Origin of the sequence: Photobacterium ganghwense, assembly GCF_003025595.1 — a bacterium.
Classification (GTDB): domain Bacteria; phylum Pseudomonadota; class Gammaproteobacteria; order Enterobacterales; family Vibrionaceae; genus Photobacterium; species Photobacterium ganghwense.
The window spans coordinates 189,181-206,483 of sequence record NZ_PYMI01000005.1 but is presented as its reverse complement, the minus strand read 5'-3'; the positions used below and the strand labels follow the sequence as shown (position 1 = coordinate 206,483).

General features: G+C 55.0%; 16 protein-coding genes. 4 read left to right on the top strand and 12 right to left on the bottom strand.

Going from position 1 to position 17,303, the window contains the following annotated elements; all coding sequences use genetic code 11:
• Positions 1-10 precede the first annotated feature (10 nt).
• The 3 genes from C9I92_RS18890 (at position 11) to tldD (ending at position 6,593) form a co-directional block, all read left to right on the top strand.
• A complete protein-coding gene (locus C9I92_RS18890; RefSeq protein WP_282955774.1) occupies positions 11-4,219 on the top strand; it encodes a YhdP family protein in 4,209 nt (1,402 codons plus the stop codon).
• Positions 4,220-4,281: 62 nt separating this feature from the next.
• Positions 4,282-5,106: a carbon-nitrogen hydrolase family protein gene (locus C9I92_RS18885; RefSeq protein WP_047887000.1), complete on the top strand. Its 825-nt coding sequence runs from the start codon at positions 4,282-4,284 to the stop codon at positions 5,104-5,106.
• 41 nt (positions 5,107-5,147) lie between these two features.
• Positions 5,148-6,593, top strand: coding sequence for a metalloprotease TldD (tldD, locus tag C9I92_RS18880; RefSeq protein ID WP_047886999.1), 1,446 nt, complete (start codon positions 5,148-5,150; stop codon positions 6,591-6,593).
• A gap of 91 nt (positions 6,594-6,684) precedes the next feature.
• On the opposite strand, the gene yjgA is transcribed toward tldD, so the two are convergent.
• Positions 6,685-7,209 carry a ribosome biogenesis factor YjgA gene (gene yjgA, locus C9I92_RS18875; RefSeq protein WP_047886998.1) on the bottom strand — a complete coding sequence of 175 codons (525 nt, stop codon included), beginning with the start codon at positions 7,207-7,209 and terminating at the stop codon, positions 6,685-6,687.
• Positions 7,210-7,476: 267 nt separating this feature from the next.
• On the opposite strand from yjgA, the gene pmbA reads away from it, so the two are divergent.
• Entirely contained in the window at positions 7,477-8,820 is a 1,344-nt protein-coding gene (gene pmbA, locus C9I92_RS18870) for a metalloprotease PmbA (RefSeq protein WP_047887029.1), read from the top strand.
• Positions 8,821-8,942: 122 nt separating this feature from the next.
• Here pmbA and mgtE read toward each other — a convergent pair whose 3' ends face one another.
• The 11 genes from mgtE to C9I92_RS18815 form a co-directional block, all read right to left on the bottom strand.
• Positions 8,943-10,301, bottom strand: coding sequence for a magnesium transporter (gene mgtE / locus C9I92_RS18865; RefSeq protein ID WP_047886997.1), 1,359 nt, complete (start codon positions 10,299-10,301; stop codon positions 8,943-8,945).
• 149 nt (positions 10,302-10,450) lie between these two features.
• Positions 10,451-10,726: an HPr family phosphocarrier protein gene (locus C9I92_RS18860; protein WP_047886996.1), complete on the bottom strand. Its 276-nt coding sequence runs from the start codon at positions 10,724-10,726 to the stop codon at positions 10,451-10,453.
• Positions 10,723-11,574 (bottom strand): RNase adapter RapZ, encoded by an 852-nt coding sequence (rapZ, locus tag C9I92_RS18855; RefSeq protein WP_047886995.1) that lies wholly within the window; start codon positions 11,572-11,574, stop codon positions 10,723-10,725. Before rapZ ends, C9I92_RS18860 begins: the two co-directional genes overlap by 4 nt.
• Positions 11,575-11,614: 40 nt before the next feature.
• Positions 11,615-12,064, bottom strand: a complete 450-nt coding sequence (gene ptsN / locus C9I92_RS18850) for a PTS IIA-like nitrogen regulatory protein PtsN (protein ID WP_047886994.1) — start codon at positions 12,062-12,064, stop codon at positions 11,615-11,617.
• Between the two features lie 3 nt (positions 12,065-12,067).
• A complete protein-coding gene (hpf, locus tag C9I92_RS18845) occupies positions 12,068-12,355 on the bottom strand; it encodes a ribosome hibernation promoting factor (RefSeq protein WP_047886993.1) in 288 nt (95 codons plus the stop codon).
• 26 nt (positions 12,356-12,381) lie between these two features.
• Positions 12,382-13,884 carry an RNA polymerase factor sigma-54 gene (locus C9I92_RS18840; RefSeq protein WP_047886992.1) on the bottom strand — a complete coding sequence of 501 codons (1,503 nt, stop codon included), beginning with the start codon at positions 13,882-13,884 and terminating at the stop codon, positions 12,382-12,384.
• 107 nt (positions 13,885-13,991) lie between these two features.
• Positions 13,992-14,717: an LPS export ABC transporter ATP-binding protein gene (gene lptB / locus C9I92_RS18835; protein WP_047886991.1), complete on the bottom strand. Its 726-nt coding sequence runs from the start codon at positions 14,715-14,717 to the stop codon at positions 13,992-13,994.
• A gap of 7 nt (positions 14,718-14,724) precedes the next feature.
• Positions 14,725-15,228 carry a lipopolysaccharide transport periplasmic protein LptA gene (lptA, locus tag C9I92_RS18830; RefSeq protein WP_047886990.1) on the bottom strand — a complete coding sequence of 168 codons (504 nt, stop codon included), beginning with the start codon at positions 15,226-15,228 and terminating at the stop codon, positions 14,725-14,727.
• The gene (gene lptC, locus C9I92_RS18825) at positions 15,215-15,772 is read right to left on the bottom strand and encodes an LPS export ABC transporter periplasmic protein LptC (RefSeq protein WP_047886989.1); all 558 of its coding nucleotides are present in this window, start codon (positions 15,770-15,772) and stop codon (positions 15,215-15,217) included. The genes lptA and lptC overlap by 14 nt, the downstream gene beginning before the upstream one ends.
• A complete protein-coding gene (kdsC, locus tag C9I92_RS18820; protein WP_047886988.1) occupies positions 15,769-16,320 on the bottom strand; it encodes a 3-deoxy-manno-octulosonate-8-phosphatase KdsC in 552 nt (183 codons plus the stop codon). The genes lptC and kdsC overlap by 4 nt, the downstream gene beginning before the upstream one ends.
• Complete coding sequence (locus C9I92_RS18815; protein WP_047886987.1) at positions 16,320-17,291, bottom strand: KpsF/GutQ family sugar-phosphate isomerase; 972 nt, start codon at positions 17,289-17,291, stop codon at positions 16,320-16,322. The genes kdsC and C9I92_RS18815 overlap by 1 nt, the downstream gene beginning before the upstream one ends.
• Positions 17,292-17,303: the final 12 nt, after the last annotated feature.

Genomic DNA, 17,303 nt, shown 5'->3' with positions numbered 1-17,303 from the left:
AGGCGTTTGAGTGATCCCGCTTTCTGTTCGCTTGGCGCGGAGTATCATGTGGCTGGTGCTGGTAATACTGGTGCTGGCCGCTTTTGCTATCAGTGGCCTGCGTTTTGTGCTGCCTCATTTGAATGAGTATCGCGAGCCCATTCGGCAATGGGTGTCAGCCCAGGCCGGCATGCGGATCGAGTTTGACCACGTTGAAGGGCAATGGCGGAGCCTAGCACCGTCGCTGGTGTTGCAGAAGGTTAGTGTTAACTTACCTGATGAGCCCGATTCCGTTGTGAAAATGGGCGACATTTCCCTTCAGCTGGATATGCTGGGCTCGGTCATGGCATTGAGCCCGGTATTCAGTGACATGCGCATTGACCGCATGAGCCTGGATCTGACCGCTCTGGGCAATCTGTCTGCGCCCGCTGCGGGCGACAACAGCAAACTGGCCACCATTTCCCGGCTAGAAGACATTCTCTTCGTGCAGCTGGGGCAGTTTTCACTGCGCAATTCTGACATCACCATCATGTCTCCGGCCGATGAGCGAATGACGCTGGCTATCCAGGAGCTCAAGTGGGTGGCGAACAGCAAAGAGCGCCGTGCCGAAGGCATTGTCAGTGTGCGTGACACCCATTTCAGCCAGATGCAAGTGATGGCTAACCTGTCAGCAGCCCACTCGCTGCGCGATCTGACTGGTCAGGTGTATGTACAGACCCGCAACCTGTCGATGACGCCTTGGCTCAACAAGGTGCTGTTGCAGGAAGGCAAAATTCTCAGCAGTAATTTAAATACCCAGGCCTGGCTGACGCTGCAGGAAGGGCAGCTGAAACAGGCTCGGGTAAAACTGGACGACAGCTACCTGCGCTGGCAAAAAGGTGACACGAAACACCGTTTCCGGGTGCGCAAAGGACTGGTGGATCTGAAACCTTATCCTCAGGCTGATGGCCGGGCTGGCTGGCGCCTTGATACCGACCAATTTGTGTTCCAGACGGATAAGCAGCAATGGCCAGCCTTTGACCTTGCCGCAATCTGGCAGCCTGACGGCTGGCAACTGGCACTGAACCAACTGTCACTCACCCAGCTGCGGCCTTTCCTGGACTTTCTGCCGCCGGATTTTGCCGGTACCGAAGTGCTCACTGCGCTGCAACCCGGTGGTCTGGTGCAAAACCTGCGTATTGCTGCGACAGCCCAGAATTCCCCCCGTTTTTCTTTCTCGCTGACCGATTACACCATGAACCAGTGGGAGTTGCTTCCGGGTGTCCATAACCTTCACGCTGATGTGGCCGGGGATTTGGGCGGCGGAAAAGCCGTGCTGTCACTGCAAGATGATGACCTGCCATACGGGAATGTCTTTCAGGCACCGTTGAACATCGGGCAGGGAGAGGTAACCGCCTATTGGCAAGTGGGCAAAGACGGCTGGCGTTTGTGGAGTGACCATCTGAAGGTTTCGAACCCGCATCTTGAAGCCGCGGGTCAATTCCGGTTGGACTTTCCGGCCAATGCGCCGGCTTGGTTGTCATTTTACGGGGAAGCGACGGCTAAGCGGGCTGGCGAAACCTGGCGCTACCTGCCTACGCTGGCACTGGGCGATGCCCTGACCGATTACCTGTCAGCCGCGATCCGGGGTGGGCAGGCAAAAGATGCGCAGCTGCTCTGGTATGGCGAGCTGGCAGATTTCCCGTATGCCGATCATAACGGGGTGTTTCAGGCCAAGGTTCCGCTGCGCAACGGCAAATTCAGTTTTGACACCGCCTGGCCGGAGCTGACAGATCTGACGCTGGATTTACTGTTTGAAAATGACTGGATGTACCTTGATGCCAGCCAGGCCCACACCATGGGAGCGAAAGCCTCCCGGGTCAGCGGCGCGGCAGAGCTGAGTGACAAGGGACACCTGACGCTGGCCATTGATGTGGCGGCTGATGGTGAGCAGGTCCGGGATTATATGCTGGCCACTCCGCTGGTGGATTCCGTGGGGGCGGCGTTGGCCACGGTACAGGTGAGCGGGCCGGTAACGTCGAGTTTTCAGCTCGATATCCCCTTTGATGGCAGTGATGTGCGCGCCTGGGGTAAGGCATCGCTGGCTGACAATCAGGTCATGCTGGATGCGCCGCCTATTCCGCTCGAGCGGGTCAGCGGGGATGTTCAGTTTGACAATGACGTCGTGCAGGGCAAAAACCTGACCGCGACCATGCTGGGCCAACCGGTGACGCTGGGCTTTGACGGCCATAGTGTAGCCAAAGGATATCGGGTTGATGTGAGTTTTGGCGGTGACTGGGACATAGCATCGCTGCGTAAAGCCGTTCCTCATCCGTTGCTCGACCAGGTATCCGGCACCAGCCGCTGGGACGGAAAAGTCGGTGTCGATTTGCATGACACCGGGTTTGATTATCAGGTGGGCCTGACCGCCGGGCTGGGTCGAATCACCAGTACGCTTCCGTACCCGCTTGGTCACCCGTTCTTGAAAAGCCCGTCTCAGAAAAATCCGTCTCAGAAAAATCTGACCCTGAGCGCTCGGGGGAATCAGCAAAGCCTGACCGGGACGCTGAAAATGCAAGACGCCGCTTATCAGGCGCGCATCAAACTGCAACCGCAGAAAGTGAGTATTGCGGCCAGCGAGCTGGTGGTGGGCCGCGCGCCGATGCCACCGCTAAAAAATGGCGAACATGGCGTCACAGTGATGGCCGATCACTTTGATGCTGACCGCTGGATTGCCCTGCTGGATACGGCGTCCACTTCGGGCAGCTCAAAACCGGCTGTGTCAGCCACTGCCGCAACTACTGCGAAAACCACAACTGGGACAACCATTGCTGAGACAACCAATGCTGCTACAAGCCTCGCCACCGGCACGGCCACGGCCCCACCCAGCAATCAGACTGCCAGTGTCGCTACGCCGGTCAATAAGGTGCCTGTAAAGACTGCCACCGCAAGTGCGGCGTCTGACAATGGGATGCCTGAGCTGCCGGTGCCAAATCGAGTAACGGCAGAGATTAAACAGCTTACGCTCGGCACGCTGGACTGGAACCGGGTTAGCCTGACGGCGCTGCGTCAGCAAGCGGCTCAAGCGTTAAGTAAACAGTCGGGTCAATCGCCAGCGAAACCGTCGGCTCGAGGGGCGGCGATGAATGAGTGGCAGGTGACGGTCGACAGCCGAGAGCTGAAAGGGAAGGCCGTGTGGCCGACAGACCAACCAATCCGGCTGGATCTGGATGAATTCCACCTGAATCTGCCGATACTGGCTGAAGATGCTGCTTCGAGCGAAGCGCCTTCGTCCGGAGAGCCACTGACCGCGTCCGCAAGCGCGCCAGCGACAGTGAAGCCCCGGCAACCTTATCAGCCGCAGCCGGTGATTCCGACGGCAACGGCGTTGGATCGCCGTCTGATGGCCAGTATTCCGGAAGTCGACTTGACTCTGCGTGATGGCTGGCTGCAGGGGTACCGTTTGGGCAAAGTGTCCGGCCAGCTGCGCCGCGGAAAAAACATGCTGGAGCTGGTGAATTTCACCATTGATTCCGGTACCACGACCCTGAATCTGGATGGCCACTGGAGCTTGCGGGGAGCCCGCAATGAAACCCAGCTGGCTTTTGATATTGATGGCAAGAACAGTTCGGATCTGATGGGGCGCTTCGGGATCTCCGGCGGTATTCAGGGGGCGGAGTTCAGCACCTATGCCTCGATTCAGTGGCAGGGCGCGCCGTGGTCCATGCACCGGGAGACCCTGAGCGGGGAAGTGAAATCAGAAACCGGGCAAGGGGTGATCAGTGATATCGGCGGTGCCGGTCGGTTACTCGGCCTGTTCAGCTTAGATTCCATCATCCGCAAGATGAAATTGGACTTCTCCGGCATTTTCGATGACGGGCTGGCCTTTAACTATATTCGCGGTACCGGTCGCATCGAAAATGGCCTGTTTACGACGTCAGACATCAGAATGGAAGCGTTGGCCGGGGATATGTTTATTCAAGGAAGTGCTAATCTTGTCAAAGAGACCGTTGATGCCAAAGTGAAGTTTATTCCGGACTTCACCTCAGGCATTCCGGTGCTGACTGCCTTTGCGGTCGCCCCACAGACAGCGCTGTATGTTTTTGCCATATCCACGGCTCTCTCACCGGTTCTGGATGTCTTTACCCAGGTGAACTATGTCGTTCAGGGACCAATTGATGCACCACTGGTGACAGAGAAGTCTCGTTTTACCGGCGAATATAAAGTGCCGGAGGCAGTAAAAAGCCAGGAAAACCAATAATCAGCAATGGAAAAGCGGCAGAGCCGGAAACGTTGGGCTCTGGTGTCAGGAAGGAGAAAATGATGGCAAAGATTGGCGTGGTACAGATGAACTCGGGAGCGGATCCCGAGCAGAACCTCAAACATCTGGAACGCAAACTCAAGGGGCTGCAACTGCAGGGAGCCAAGCTGGTGGTGACACCGGAGAACTGCCTTGTTTTCGGCACACGTGAGGATTATCACCGCCATGCAGAGCCACTCGGGCAAGGCCCGATACAAGAGACGGTCGCGGCGCTGGCCAAGCGACTGGGACTATGGGTACTGATTGGCTCTATGCCGGTTCGCCAGTCGGACGGCGCGATTACCACCACCGCAATTCTGTTTGATGATCAGGGTGAGATTCGCGGCCATTATGACAAGCTGCATATGTTTGATGTGGAAGTCGCGGATTCGCACCACAGCTACCGTGAATCCGCCACGTTTCGTCCCGGTCAGGACGTGAAAGTGATAGCGACCCCGTTTGGTAACATCGGTATGTCGATCTGTTATGATATCCGGTTTCCGCAGCTTTACAGTGCCTTGCGTGAGCAGGGGGCCGACATTATTGTCGTGCCGGCAGCGTTCACCAAGGTGACAGGCAGGGCCCACTGGGAACTGTTGCTGCGTGCCCGGGCGATTGAGACCCAGTGTTGGGTAGTTGCACCGGCGCAATGGGGAGAGCACAATGAGTCACGGGAAACCTGGGGCCATTCCATGGTTGTGGATCCCTGGGGGCAAGTGGTTGCCTGCCAGCCTGAGGGAACCGGGGTCTTGCTGACAGAAATTGATCTGTCCCTGAATCAGACCGTAAGAACAAACATGCCGCTGGCTGAACATGCCAGATTCAGTGTTCAGCCGCGTGACAACTGATCGGTAACGGCCGGTCGGTAACGAAGACAAGAGCAGAGTAAATGACGCTGGAAATTGTAGAAAACACCATGCTGGCCCAGTCCGGGCTAAGCCGTGACGATCTCAACCGCACACTGGGGCTGATTGCCACCCGTGATGTGGATTATGCCGATATTTTTTTCCAGTCATGCTGGCATGAATCCCTGATCCTTGAAGACAGCATTATCAAGGACGGCTCCTTTAACATTGACCGCGGGGTCGGTGTCCGGGCGGTATCGGGTGAGAAAACCGGTTTCGCTTATGCTGACCAGATTGACGAGATTGCGCTGAAGCAGAGCGCTAAGGCAGCCCGTGGCATTACCCGCAATGGCGGCAACGGGAAAGTGCAGGCGTTTTCACCAATGTCAGCCTCCGGCATTTATGCCCCGATTAACCCGCTGGACAGCCTGGATAAACACCAGAAAATTGCCCTGCTGAAAGAAATCGACACTTACATTCGTCACAAAGAGCCACTGGTCAAAGAAGTGTCTGTCAGTATCAACGGCGTGTACGAGCAGGTACTGGTTGCCGCGCTGGACGGTACTTATGCCGCAGATGTTCGTCCGTTGGTACGTCTGTCGATCAGCGTGCTGATTGAAAAAGACGGCAAGCGTGAGCATGGCAGCGCTGGTGGCGGTGGCCGCTTTGGCTATGAGTATTTTCTGACCGAACAGGACGGCAAATCCATTGCGCTGCAATATGCTGATGAAGCCATTCGCCAGGCGCTGATCAACGTGGACGCTGATCCGGCACCGGCTGGCACCATGCCGGTCGTACTGGGTGCGGGCTGGCCGGGCGTGCTGCTGCATGAAGCCGTGGGACATGGCCTGGAAGGTGATTTTAACCGTAAAGGCTCGTCCATGTTCTCCGGTCAGATGGGGCAACAGGTGACCTCCAGCTTGTGTACGATTGTGGATGACGGCACATTGGAAAACCGCCGTGGTTCCCTGAATATTGACGATGAAGGTGTCGCCAGTCAGTACAACGTGCTGGTGGAAAACGGCAAGCTCAAAGGCTACATGCAGGATAAGCTCAACGCCCGCCTGATGGGGGTGGCACCAACCGGTAACGGCCGTCGTGAGTCCTATGCGCATCTGCCGATGCCGCGAATGACGAACACTTACATGCTGCCGGGTGAACACTCGCCGGAAGAAATCATTGCCAGCGTTAAGAAAGGCATTTATGCCCCGAATTTTGGCGGTGGCCAGGTAGACATTACTTCCGGGAAGTTTGTGTTCTCGGCTTCAGAAGCATATCTGATTGAAAACGGTAAAATAACCCGACCTATCAAGGGCGCAACCCTGATTGGCAGCGGCATTGAAGCGATGCAGCAGGTGTCAATGGTGGGGAATGATCTTGAGATTGACCGCGGGGTAGGCGTGTGCGGCAAAGCCGGACAGAGTGTGCCGGTTGGCGTGGGCCAGCCAACCCTGAAACTGGAGTCCATGACTGTCGGCGGTACTCAGTAAAACCGGGTGGCGACAGAAAGAAAAATGCCAGCATGATGCTGGCATTTTTTTGGTTCTTCCCGCTCCGGTCAGGAGGACGGGCAGCGCCTGATCAGTCTTTAAGGTACAGCTCTTTCAGGTACTGGAAAATTTCGCGGTAAGCTTTGGCTGGCTTTTCCTGCTCTTTTTCCTTCTTCGCCTGGCGAACCAGCTGACGCAGACGCTGGCGGTCCGCATTCGGGTGATCGGCCATGATTTCATTGATCATGCTGTCGCCCTGAGCAATCAGATCGTCGCGTCTGTTCTCTAGCTTATGTAGCTGGGCAGTCGACTGCGCGTGCTTGTTACGCAGTTTATCCAGAGCAATTTGGATCGGTTCGATGTCAACCTGACGCATCATTTTACCGATGAACTGCAGCTGACGACGGCGGGCTTCGTTTTTGAAGCGCTGGGCATCTTTCACAGCAGCACGCATGTCATCATCCAACGGGATTTTGGCCAGCGCGTTTGGTTTCAGGTCAACCAGCTCTTCCCCGAGCTTTTGCAGCGCTTCCATGTCGCGTTTCATCTCGGTTTTGCTAACCCAGATGATTTCTTCTTCCTCTTCCCATGGGGCTTTTTGATTTTTACGGCTCATAACAGGCTCATCATCAATTCATTTGGGATTTATTTTACCAGTTTAATCATGATTTGGGGCGCAAATTCGCGCGTGCCAGTGTTATCCTAAGAGTAATACGATTATCACGAATCTTCACTGGCTCTCTTGGTGTGATTTGCCGGACCGCAGTTCTGGGGCGGCAAATTGGTGACGGGAAAGGCGGCGGAGCTTCTCCATAAAATGATGACAGACGTCTGGCGGCGGGCAGTGATGGCCGGGGCAGCCAGTATCGAGACGATAACAATGATGGACGTGAAAGAACAGGTGGCTCAACAGCGCGTTGAGCTGGAAGCCGCTGTTGCCAGGGCCTTGGAGCTGGCTGGCCAGCAGGCTGACGCGGCAGAAGTCGCGATCAATAAGACGACCGGGATCAGTGTCTCGACCCGTTTGTGTGAAGTTGAAAACGTTGAGTTCAACAGCGACGGCGCTCTGGGGATCACAGTGTATCGCGGCCAGCGTAAGGGCAGTGCGTCGACTTCGGATCTGAGTGAAAAAGCGATTGCCCAGACTGTGGCTGCTGCACTGGATATTGCGCGCTATACCTCGGAAGACCCGTATGCAGGTCCGGGGCCGGTCGAGCTGATGGCCAAGAACATTCCTGATTTGGATCTGTTCCACCCGGATGAGCCGGAGCCGGATCATGCCGCGGAAATCGCCGCCCGTGCCGAGCAGGCCGCGCTGGATTTTGATCCTCGCATCAAACAGAGTGATGGGGCCAGTTATGACAGCCATTACGGTATCCGGGTTTACGGGAACAGCCACGGTATGCTGGCAAGCTATGCCTCCAGCCGCCATAGCACCAGCTGCTGCGTGATTGCCCAGGGTAAAAACGGCGATATGGAGCGCGATTACAGCTATACCACATCTCGCCGGGTCAGTGACCTGTGGACACCCGAAAAAGTCGGAGAGCTGGCAGCCAAGCGGACGGTTGAGCGTGTTGACCCGCGTAAGCTGTCGACCCGCGAAGCACCGGTGATGTTTGCTGCCGATGTTGCGACGGGGCTGTTTGGTCATCTGGTGATGGCGATCAGTGGCTCGAACCTGTACCGCAAGTCTTCTTTCCTGCTGGATAAGCTGGACGAGCAGATTTTTCCGGAGTGGCTGTCTATCAGCGAGCGCCCGCATATCCTACGTGGTATGGCGAGTACCCCGTTCGACAGTGAAGGCCTGGCGACGTATGACCGTGAAATCATCGAGCAAGGTATTTTAAAAACGTACCTGATGACCAGCTATGCTGCCCGCAAACTGGGACGTCAGCCAACCGGCCATGCCGGCGGGATCCACAACTGGCTGGTTAACTCGACCGGCGAGAGTTTTGAAGCACTGCTTAAAAAGATGGATCGCGGCCTGCTGGTGACTGAGCTGATGGGTCAGGGAGTGAATGTGGTGACTGGGGACTATTCCCGCGGTGCCGCCGGTTTCTGGGTGGAGAATGGACAAATCCAGTATCCGGTCAGTGAGATCACGATCGCCGGTAACCTTAAAGACATGATGATGAACATGGTGGCGATTGGTACGGATACAGAAACCCGCAGCCAGATCCAGACGGGATCGATTCTGCTGGATACCATAAAGATTGCCGGTGAGTAATCACGTCACTGATGATTGCGTCTGAAAAAAAAGCGAGAGCCTGGCTCTCGCTTTTTTGTGTGTGAGTGTGCCTGTTTTCTTTGGTGAGAGGTAGCGTGAACGTGAAATGGTTACTGCTTTGATTACACCAGAAAAACCGTGGCCAGCCCCAGGAACACGGACAGGCCGACAATATCGGTGATGGTCGTCAGCGCCATCCCGCCCGCCAGTGCCGGGTCGATTTTCATCTTCTTTAGCATGATGGGGATACACACGCCGGCAATCCCGGCAACCAGCAGGTTGGTCATCATCGCACTGGCGATAATGGCGCCGAGTAATAAGTTGCCTTTCCACAGTACGACCACGCCGCCGATGATCAGGGCCCAGAGAATCCCGTTCAGCAGGCCAACCCGGGCTTCTTTACTGAGCAGCCAGCGGGTGTTGGTGTCACCGATGTGCCCTACGGCCAGACCACGGATCACCAGTGCCACGGTCTGATTGCCCGCAACACCGCCCATGGACGGCACGATGGTCATCAAAATCGCAATGGCAGCCATCTGTTCAAGGGTATCTTCAAACATGTTGGAAACAGAGGCGGCAGCCAGCGCTGCGAGAACATTGACACCCAGCCAGATGCTGCGGCGTTTGGCGGATTTAATGACCGGGGCAAAGGTATCTTCGTCATCATCCATACCGGCCATGCTCATCATCGAGTGCTCGGCATCTTCTCGGATGATATCGACCACGTCATCGATGGTAATCCGCCCGACCAGCTGATTGTTACTATCCACAACCGGCGCTGACAGCCAGTTACGGCGCTCAAACAGGTTCGCGACTTCGCCATCGTCCATGTCGACCGGGATCGCTTCGTCGGCATCGTCCATCACATCGTGGATTTCGATATCCGGCTGTGTGGTGATCAGGGTGGCAAGCGACAAGTGACCAATCAGTTTGTCATCCTGGTCAACAACGTACAGGGCGTCGGTAGCTTCCGGCAGCTCACCTTTCATGCGCAGGTAACGCAGTACCACGTCAGCCGTGACATCGCCGCGGATGGTGATGAAGTCGGTACTCATCATGCCGCCGGCGGTTTCTTCCGGATAAGCCAGGGCTTTCTCGACCCGATGACGATCCATCGCGTCCATCTGGGCCAGTACTTTTTGGTATTTGTCATCAGGTAGGCTACGCAGGACGTAGGCGACGTCATCGCTCTCCATGCCCTCTGTCACGGCGGCCAGTTTATCTGGTGCCATCTGGGCGACGATCCCGTCTTTGACGTCCTCAGACAGCTCGTCGAGGATTTCCCCTTGATCTTCCGGGTCGGTCAGTTGCCAGAGGACCTGACGTTCTTTGGGGGGAGAGGCTTCCAGCAGGTGAGCGATGTCTTCCGGCTCCATGTCCTGCAGCAGACGGCGGACATGGACAAACATGCCGTTTTCGAGGGCCTGATTGACTTCCTGAAGAGTTTGGTGCGTGTTGTCTTGTTCTATGACATCGGCCATTACTTGCGATACCTCTAATGACTCAGATGCGAAATACCGTCGCTAGTCGTACGTATGTATTACTGTGAGGTATAACACGATGCAATAAGTTGAATTTTAACGCAATAGACGGGCCGTTGTCTCATCAGATCTGATAAATCAGCACAAGGTCAGCTTTCTTCGTCAAATCCGGACTCAATCAGTTCGCTGACCGCCGTTAATGCCTGCTCGGCATCGGCTCCTTCAGCGCTGACCTGCACTCTTTGTCCCTGAGCCGATTCCAACATCAGTAACCCCATGACACTGTCGGCCGTGGCGTCTTTCTCGCCGTTGCTGATGGTAATTACGGATTCAAAGCTCTGAGCCAGCTCAACCAGTTTGATGGCCGCCCGGGCATGAAGGCCCAGGCGGTTTTTGATAAAGAGTTCCCGTGACAGTAAGCTCATGACTTACTTTCCAGTGTTCGGTGGCGAACCTGCACCTGATGGCCTTCGTAGCGGAAATGCTCGGCCAGTTTCTGCGCCACATAGACTGAGCGGTGCTGACCGCCGGTACAGCCGATGGCCACGGTGAGGTAGCTGCGGTTATTCTTTTCCAGCATTGGCAGCCAGGTTTCAATGAAATTGCGGATCTGGTTGATCAGCTGATTCACTTCGGGATGACTGGCAAGGTATTCCTTGACGCCCTGATCCAGACCGGTCAGTGGTTTCAGCTCCGGAATCCAGTGAGGATTTGGCAGAAAACGAACGTCGAAGACGAAGTCGGCATCAGTCGGCAGGCCGTGCTTGAAGCCAAACGACTCGAACACCATGATGAGCTCGCGGGCATCGCGACCCAGCACCCGGGAGCGTACCGTTTCACTCAGGTCATGAATGGACTTGCTGGTGGTATCTATCACCAGGTCGGCCCGTTCTTTGATGGGGGTCAGCAGAGCGCTTTCTGACTGAATCGCTTGTTCCAGACTCATGTTATCGCGCGAAAGCGGATGCAGGCGGCGGGTCTCGCTGTACCGTTTGACCAGCGCCTTATCGTCCGCATCCAGAAAGATGACATTGATGTCGACATCTTCACTCAGCGAGTCGAGGGTATTGCGGATATCTTCCGGCTCGGCGGGCAGGTTACGGACATCGATACTGACCGCGACATTCTGCTGACGGCCTTCCAGCGTTTCCACAAATTGCGGCAACAGGCTGACCGGCAGGTTATCGACACAGTAGTACCCGAGATCTTCCAGTACCCGAAGGGCGATGGATTTACCTGAGCCCGAACGGCCACTGACGACCATTAGCATCATGGCTGGCATTCCTTAACAGTCTGGGTGAGTGTGATCCTCATTATGAATCACGGGTAAGGATTTGATAAAGCTCTTCGTCGCTTTTTGCGGTACGAAGCTGCTTACAAATCTGCTTGTCGCTCAGTTTTTCTGCAATACAGGAAAGGGTTTTGAGGTGCTCTTTACACTGGGCATCAGGGACCAACAGGGCAAATAGCAAATCGACCGGCTGATTGTCGATGGCATCAAATTGGATGGCGTCCTGGCATTGGATCAGGACAGCGATGGCTTGATCGCTATTGCTGATTCGACCGTGAGGGATGGCGATTCCGTTACCTATCCCGGTACTGCCCATTTTTTCCCGGTTTAGCATACACTCAAAAAGTGGTTGCGGGTTCTGATCCAGATGACGGGCAGCGATTTCACTGATGATTTCCAGAGCGCGTTTCTTGCTGGAGCAAGGGACTGCACTTTTAGTGCAGTCCAGGCTCAATACGTTACTCAGTTGCATGATTCAGTGGCTATTGAGTTTATCTTTGTGTTTGTTTAGTTGACGCACCAGTTTATCAGTTAATGCATCGATAGCGGCATACATATTTTCCGAATCCGCTTTAGCGTGGATTTCCCCCGCGTTAATGTGCAACGTTGCTTCGGCGATTTGCTGAAGCTTTTCGACATTCAAGACCACATGCACATTATTAATTTTATCGAAAAACCGCTCTAGCTTATCGAACTTCGTCTCCACGTAATCACGCATGGCTGGAGTAATTTCAACATGGTGCCCAGTTAGATTAATTTGCATAGACATCTTCCTTCTGTTGTCGCCTGTTAGAGCAGACGTTTTCGCTGATTAGAAGGCGGAATACCCAGTGACTCACGGTATTTGGCGATAGTCCGTCTCGCCACCATGATGCCTTGTTCCGCCAATAATGTCGCTATTTTACTGTCACTCAGCGGCTTGGCCTGGTTTTCGGCCGCGACCAGCTTTTTCACCAGAGCGCGAATTGCAGTGGACGAACATTCGCCACCGTTATCGGTACTGACGTGACTGGAGAAGAAGTATTTCAGTTCGAAAATCCCGCGAGGGGTATGCATGTACTTTTGGGTGGTTACCCGAGAGATTGTCGATTCGTGCATATCAACCGCCAATGCAATGTCATTGAGCACCATTGGCTTCATGGCTTCTTCGCCATATTCAAAGAAGTCCTGCTGGTGTTCCACAATGCAACGAGCGACTTTCAATAACGTTTCGTTCCGGCTTTCGAGGCTTTTGATCAGCCACTTGGCGTCTTGCAAATGGGTACGGATAAACTGGCTGTCTGCCGTATTGCGCGCACTTTTGCTCAGCGCGGCATATTGTTCGTTGACGCGGATGCGCGGGACACTGTCCGGGTTGATGGTCACGATCCATTTGCCGCTGTCTTTGAAGACCGAGACATCCGGCACCACGTATTCGGTTTCGGAGGCCACTACGCGGTTGCCCGGACGCGGGTCTAGCCCGTGGATCAGTTGCATTACCTGCTTGAGTTCGGCTTCCTTCAGCTTGGTGTCGCGCATCAACTGGCGAAAATCGCGGTTGGCCAGCAAATCGATATAGTCGGTCAGCAGCATGCGCGCTTCTTTGAGCCATGGGGTGGCCGGATCGAAGGTTGCCAGCTGCAGCATCAGGCATTCCTGCAGGTTACGGGAGGCCACACCCAGCGGGTCAAATTGCTGGATGCGCTTGAGCACGGCTTCGACCTCGTCCAGCTCGACTTCTTCGTCGCCCAGACTTTCCAGAATTTCTTCGGTAGAGCAGGTCAGGTAGCCTTTCTCGTCAATGGCATCAATGATCGCGGTGGCGATAGTCCGGTCCGTTTCGCTAAATGGCGTCAGCTGAACCTGCCACATCAGGTAGTCCTGCAGGCTTTCGGTGGTTTCGCCCTGGTAAACCGGCATGTCATCATCCATAGCCAGGCCGGTGTTGCCGGTGCTGGCGCTGTAGACATCGTCCCAGGTGGTATCAACCGGCAGATCTTCCGGCATTTCCCGTTGTTCAATGACATCGGAGGTATCATATGCGTCCGCATCGTGCTCGCCCAGCTCATTGTCGCTGTCTGCACTCTCTGAGGCGTCCGTTTTGCTGTTGCCGTCCATGTCCTTTGGCTCCGTGTCGCCATTGAGGGAATCATGTCCGGTCTCATCCAGCTCCAGCAGCGGGTTGGCATCCAGTGCCTCTTGGATTTCCTGCTGGAGATCCAGGGTGGATAACTGCAGCAGGCGAATCGCTTGCTGAAGTTGCGGCGTCATTGCCAATTGTTGGCCGAGTTTTAGCTGGAGCGAGGTTTTCATAGATTCATATGTACCTTGTTGTTATCGTTGGTGTTCGCTTTAAGGCGCCGGGTGAGAAACGTCCTCTTTCACCGTGGCGCTCGCGTCTGGTACGTCCTTACTTCTAACTATAGACGGAACTGGTCGCCCAGATAGACCCGTTTCACATGTTCATCGTTGAGTACTTGTGTCGGGGTGCCATGGGCAATCAAACGCCCCTGACTAACGATATAAGCCTGCTCACACACATCCAGGGTTTCCCGGACATTATGGTCGGTGATCAGTACCCCAAGCCCGCGATCCCGCAGGTGTTCAATAATCTTTTTGATGTCGATCACTGAAATCGGATCGACCCCGGCAAACGGTTCATCCAGCAGGATGAACTTCGGGTTGGCCGCCAGTGCCCGGGCGATTTCGACCCGGCGGCGTTCCCCCCCGGACAGGGCCATGCCAAGGCTGTTGCGAATATGCTGGATATTGAATTCATCCAGCAGTTCTTCCAGCTTGTCCTGACGCTCTGCCTTGTTGAGATCGGCGCGGGTTTGCAGAACCGCCATCAGGTTGTCATGGACAGAAAGGCGGCGGAAAATCGAGGCTTCCTGCGGCAGGTAACCGATACCCATTCGGGAGCGGTTGTGCATCGGCTGCAGGCTGATATCCGTCCCGTCAATGGTAATACTGCCTTCATCACGGGCCACCAGGCCCACAATCATGTAAAACGAGGTGGTTTTACCGGCACCATTTGGCCCAAGCAGGCCGACGATCTTGCCGGACTCTACTTGCAGGCTGACGTCCGAGACCACTTTGCGGCCGTTATAACTTTTTGCCAGATGCTCTGCTTTCAATACTGCCATATCGGGCTTACTTCTTACTCTTGTTCAGCTGGTTAGGCTGCAAAATGGTGGTGACACGTTTCTTCTCGCCACTTTCTGCGACCAGCTTCTGCTCGTCAATCTTGTAGCTGATCATCTTGCCCTGAATCTCGCTGCCTTCCTGAACCAGAACGGCGTCGTCAGTCATCCTCAGGTATTCGGTGTCAGTTTCATAGCGCATTTTTTTCGCCGCGCCGTCAATCGGTTTACCGTTGTCCATCAACTGGTGGAACGTGGCCGGATTGCCGTAGGCATCGATGGTCTCTTTACCTTCCTGACCGTTTGGCCGGGTCACAACAATTCGGTCCGCACGGATATCAATGCTGCCCTGGCGAAGGACCACACTGCCGGTAAAGGTGACGATATTCTTTTGTATATCAAGCTCTTGTTTTTCAGAGTTGATATAGATTGGCTGCTCTGTATCGTTGCTCAGGGCCCAGCTTGGGCTGCTGAGGCAGAGACATAGCAAAGTCGTCAATTTATAAAGCTTCATATCTACCTTTTACGTTCTTCAGTAAGGTGGCGATGCTACGGTCCATGTTACCTTGCAAACCCGTTCCTTCATTCTGGAAGGCGTCACCGGTAATGGTGACATGGTCTGGGGTATCGAAATCTTTGCTGACCAAATCCAGGCGCAGGGTCTCTGTCTGGATCACCTTGATCGCGGATGCGGGCAGCAGGTTAAAAATGCGTACGTTGCCGGTCATTTGCAAGACGTGGTCTTTGTCCAGACGGGCCTCGCTGGCGCTGATCCGCCACTCGGTCTCTGTGCCTTCACGATAGACCCAAAGTACCGGTTCGACAAAATTGGTATTACCGCTCTGGCTGAAATGCTCCAGGTAGCTGGCATCAATCTGGTAACTGCGCTGGCCGGACTCGTTATAGGTGGTGTTTACCACTGCGCTGCCGGTGAACAGCGGCTTTTCGGCATCCGGAGTAACCTGTACGTCTTCCTGCCAGTGTTTATCCAGCAGGTAGTAGCCGGCCCAGCCGCAAACAACCAGCAGTGCTACATACAGCAGCCGTTGTAAGGTCATATACTCAAGCCTTTATGTTTATCTAATTCCCCTTTGGCTTCAAGGATAAGGTCGCACACTTCCCGTACGGCCCCATAGCCACCCGGGATGCGGGTGACAAAATCTGCGCGGCGGGCCAGCAGCGGGTGGCCATCAGCCACACAGACGGACAAGCCGACTTTTTCCATGACCGGCCAGTCGATCAGATCGTCACCGATATAGGCGGTGTGAGCCGGGTCAATGCCAAGGTTGGCGTGGATATCCTCGTACGCCGCCAGTTTGTTATCCTGCCCCTGATAGACATGGTGGATACCCAGCGCCCGCATACGGTTTTCCACAATGGCTGATTTGCGGCCGGTGATAATGGCCACTTCAATCCCGGCATTCATCAAGGATTTAATGCCATAGCCATCTCGGGTATGGAATGTTTTTAGCTCTTCGCCGTCGTTGCCCATATAAATGCGGCCGTCGGAAAAGACCCCGTCCACATCACAAATCAGCAACCGGATGTGCTGTGCACGCTCAAACAGGCCGGCGTCCACCGGGCCGTAAAGGGTATCTACCTGCATCACATCACCCCGGCTTTTAGCAGGTCGTGCATGTTGAGCGCTCCCACTAATTTACCTGCATCTGTTACCAGCAGGCCATTGATTTTTCTGTCTTCCATCATTTTCAGCCCTTCGGCTGCCAGCACGTCGGCGGAAATGGTGGCCGGATTTCGGGTCATCACATCGCCAATGGCGGTGTTATGGATGTCAATGCGCTTATCCAGAAGACGGCGCAGGTCACCATCGGTGAAAATGCCGCTTAGCTGCTGATTACTATCAATGATAGCCGTCATTCCCAGCCCCTTGCGAGAGACTTCCAGCAGGGCGTCTTTGATGCTGGCTTCCTCATACACCATCGGCAGCAGATCCCCGGTGTGCATGACATCGCTGATTCGCATCAGCAGTTTACGGCCCAGAGCGCCACCCGGGTGGGAGAGGGCAAAGTCATCAGCCGTAAAACCACGGGCTTCCATCAGGGAAATAGCCAGTGCGTCGCCCATCGCCAGTGTGGCGGTGGTGCTGGATGTGGGAGCCAGATTCAGCGGACAGGCCTCTTTGGCCACCGTGATCTGCAGATGGATCTGAGACAGTTTGGCCATACTGGATTTCGGTTTCCCGGTCATGCTGATCAGCGGGATGCCCAGACGTTTGATTACCGGCAGCAGCGTCAGAATTTCCTGCGCTTCACCGGAGTTGGAAATGGCCAGCACCACATCCCCTTTTTCGATCATCCCCAGATCGCCATGACTGGCTTCCCCTGGGTGCACAAAAAAGGCCGGGGTTCCCGTGCTCGCCAGCGTGGCGGCAATTTTGTTCCCGATGTGGCCGGATTTGCCCATCCCCATCACAATCACTTTCCCGCTGGCGGCGGCGATCAGTTCGCAGGCGCGGGTGAAATCCCCATTAATATATTGGGTCAGTGTGTGCAGGGCGTCGGCTTCAATTTCTATTACTCTGCGGCCAATGGCGCAGTAATCAAACGTTTCAGACATATCTTGGCTCTC

Excerpts from the sequence above, each read along its gene's own strand:
- C9I92_RS18885 (WP_047887000.1), top strand. The coding sequence starts at position 4,282 with ATGGCAAAGATTGGCGTGGTACAGATGAACTCGGGAGCGGATCCCGAG.
- tldD (WP_047886999.1), top strand. The coding sequence starts at position 5,148 with ATGACGCTGGAAATTGTAGAAAACACCATGCTGGCCCAGTCCGGGCTA.
- yjgA (WP_047886998.1), bottom strand. The coding sequence starts at position 7,209 with ATGAGCCGTAAAAATCAAAAAGCCCCATGGGAAGAGGAAGAAGAAATC.
- pmbA (WP_047887029.1), top strand. The coding sequence starts at position 7,477 with ATGGACGTGAAAGAACAGGTGGCTCAACAGCGCGTTGAGCTGGAAGCC.
- mgtE (WP_047886997.1), bottom strand. The coding sequence starts at position 10,301 with ATGGCCGATGTCATAGAACAAGACAACACGCACCAAACTCTTCAGGAA.
- C9I92_RS18860 (WP_047886996.1), bottom strand. The coding sequence starts at position 10,726 with ATGAGCTTACTGTCACGGGAACTCTTTATCAAAAACCGCCTGGGCCTT.
- rapZ (WP_047886995.1), bottom strand. The coding sequence starts at position 11,574 with ATGATGCTAATGGTCGTCAGTGGCCGTTCGGGCTCAGGTAAATCCATC.
- ptsN (WP_047886994.1), bottom strand. The coding sequence starts at position 12,064 with ATGCAACTGAGTAACGTATTGAGCCTGGACTGCACTAAAAGTGCAGTC.
- hpf (WP_047886993.1), bottom strand. The coding sequence starts at position 12,355 with ATGCAAATTAATCTAACTGGGCACCATGTTGAAATTACTCCAGCCATG.
- C9I92_RS18840 (WP_047886992.1), bottom strand. The coding sequence starts at position 13,884 with ATGAAAACCTCGCTCCAGCTAAAACTCGGCCAACAATTGGCAATGACG.
- lptB (WP_047886991.1), bottom strand. The coding sequence starts at position 14,717 with ATGGCAGTATTGAAAGCAGAGCATCTGGCAAAAAGTTATAACGGCCGC.
- lptA (WP_047886990.1), bottom strand. The coding sequence starts at position 15,228 with ATGAAGCTTTATAAATTGACGACTTTGCTATGTCTCTGCCTCAGCAGC.
- lptC (WP_047886989.1), bottom strand. The coding sequence starts at position 15,772 with ATGACCTTACAACGGCTGCTGTATGTAGCACTGCTGGTTGTTTGCGGC.
- kdsC (WP_047886988.1), bottom strand. The coding sequence starts at position 16,320 with ATGCAGGTAGATACCCTTTACGGCCCGGTGGACGCCGGCCTGTTTGAG.
- C9I92_RS18815 (WP_047886987.1), bottom strand. The coding sequence starts at position 17,291 with ATGTCTGAAACGTTTGATTACTGCGCCATTGGCCGCAGAGTAATAGAA.